Origin of the sequence: Streptomyces noursei, assembly GCF_001646665.1 — a bacterium.
Taxonomy (GTDB): domain Bacteria; phylum Actinomycetota; class Actinomycetes; order Streptomycetales; family Streptomycetaceae; genus Streptomyces; species Streptomyces lavendulocolor.
Genome location: NZ_LWBU01000406.1, coordinates 1 through 1,737, shown reverse-complemented (window position 1 = coordinate 1,737; position 1,737 = coordinate 1). Strand labels below are relative to the sequence as shown.

Here is a 1,737-nt window from a genome sequence, read left to right as displayed (position 1 = left end):
TTTGCGGACACGACCTAGGCCTGGTCGGCGTCCGCCGCCTCGACCTCTTCCCGGGTGATGCCCAGCAGGTACAGCACGGTGTCGAGGAAGGGCACGTTGACGGCGGTGTGCGCCGCCTTGCGCACCACCGGCTTGGCGTTGAAGGCCACGCCCAGGCCGGCCGTGTTCAGCATGTCCAAATCGTTGGCACCGTCACCGATCGCCACCGTCTGCGCGAGCGGTACGCCGGCCTCGGCGGCGAACCGGCGCAGCAGCCGCGCCTTCCCGGCCCGGTCGACGACCTCCCCGGTGACCCGGCCGGTCAGCTTGCCGTCCACGATCTCCAGCGTGTTGGCCGACGCGAAGTCCAGCCCCAGCCGCACCTTCAGGTCGTCCGTGACCTGGGTGAACCCGCCCGACACCACACCGACCTGGTAGCCGAGCCGCTTGAGCGTGCGGATCAGCGTGCGTGCCCCGGAGGTCAGCCGGACCTCGGACCGCACCTTGTCCACGACCGACTCGTCCAGCCCGGCCAGCAGCGCCACACGCGCGTGCAGGGACTGCTCGAAGTCCAGCTCACCGCGCATCGCCCGGGCCGTCACCTCGGCGACCTGCTCCTCGCAGCCCGCGTGCGCCGCGAACAGCTCGATCACCTCGTCCTGGATGAGCGTCGAGTCCACGTCCATGACGACCAGCCGCTGCGCCCGGCGGTGCAGCCCCGCCGACACCACCGCCACGTCCACACCGATCTCGTGGGCCTGCCGCGCCAGCGCCGTGCGCAGCGGCGCCGTCTCGGTGCCCGACACCGCGAATTCCACGGCCGTGACCGGGTACTTCGCGAGCCGGAAGATCCGGTCGATGTTGCCGCCCGTTCCGGTGATCGTGGCCGCTATGGCCGCCGTGTCCTCGGCCGTCAGCGGGTGCCCGAGGACGGTCACGTGGGACCGTCCCGACCCGCGCGGCCGGTTGTCACCCGTACCGGAGATGATCTCCGCCTGCAGCTTCAGGGACTCGGCCCAGCTGTGCACGGTCGCCCGCAGCTCGCCCTCGCTGCTCACGGTCGGCTTCGTGACGAGCGCGCACAGGACGATGCGGCCACGGGTCACGACCTGTTCGATGTCGATCACGTCGACGGAGAAGGCGGCCAGGGTGTCGAACAGCCCGGCCGTGATCCCTGGGCGGTCCTTCCCGAAGATCTTGACGAGAAGGGTGGGAACGTCAGAGGTCTGCGATGCGCTCATGGTCCCCCCACCGTATCGGCCCCCACGCGGTCGGGCGCGCCCCGTCCCGAGTACCGGACACCTGTGCGGTCCCGAGCGGCCCGTACCGCGCCTCGGCGAGCACCCCGGACGGTCCCGGAGGTCCCGGCCGTGGGACCCGCTCCGGCGACGCGCGGTGACCACCACCCGCCGTCGGCCCGCGCCGCCGGCCGGCCGACCGTGCCCACCCGTGGCGGCTCCGGGGTCGACCTGCCGCACGTCCCCACCCGGCCGCCCGCGCCGAAACCCCCGCCGAGCCCCTGAACCCGTACAGCCCCCCGGACCGCCGCGCCCCGATCCCTGGCTCGATGCCCCGCACCGCGCCGACGTCCCGCCCCCCGGACCGACGCCCCCCGGCCGCCCATCCCGCCCCCCCCCCCCCCCCTCCCCCCCCCCCCCTCCCCCCCCCCCCCCCCCCCCCCTCCCGCGCGCTGCGCTCCCCCCCTCGCCCCCCGCCACGACTCCACCCCCCCCCCCCTCGCCCCCGCCTCTCCCCCCG

1 protein-coding gene is annotated in these 1,737 nt (G+C 74.4%); it reads right to left on the bottom strand.

Features of this window, described 5'->3' with window-relative positions; all coding sequences use genetic code 11:
• Window positions 1–14: 14 nt before the first annotated feature.
• Complete coding sequence (gene serB / locus A4V12_RS34005) at window positions 15–1,220, bottom strand: phosphoserine phosphatase SerB (RefSeq protein ID WP_064073375.1); 1,206 nt, start codon at window positions 1,218–1,220, stop codon at window positions 15–17.
• Between the last annotated feature and the right edge of the window lie 517 nt (window positions 1,221–1,737).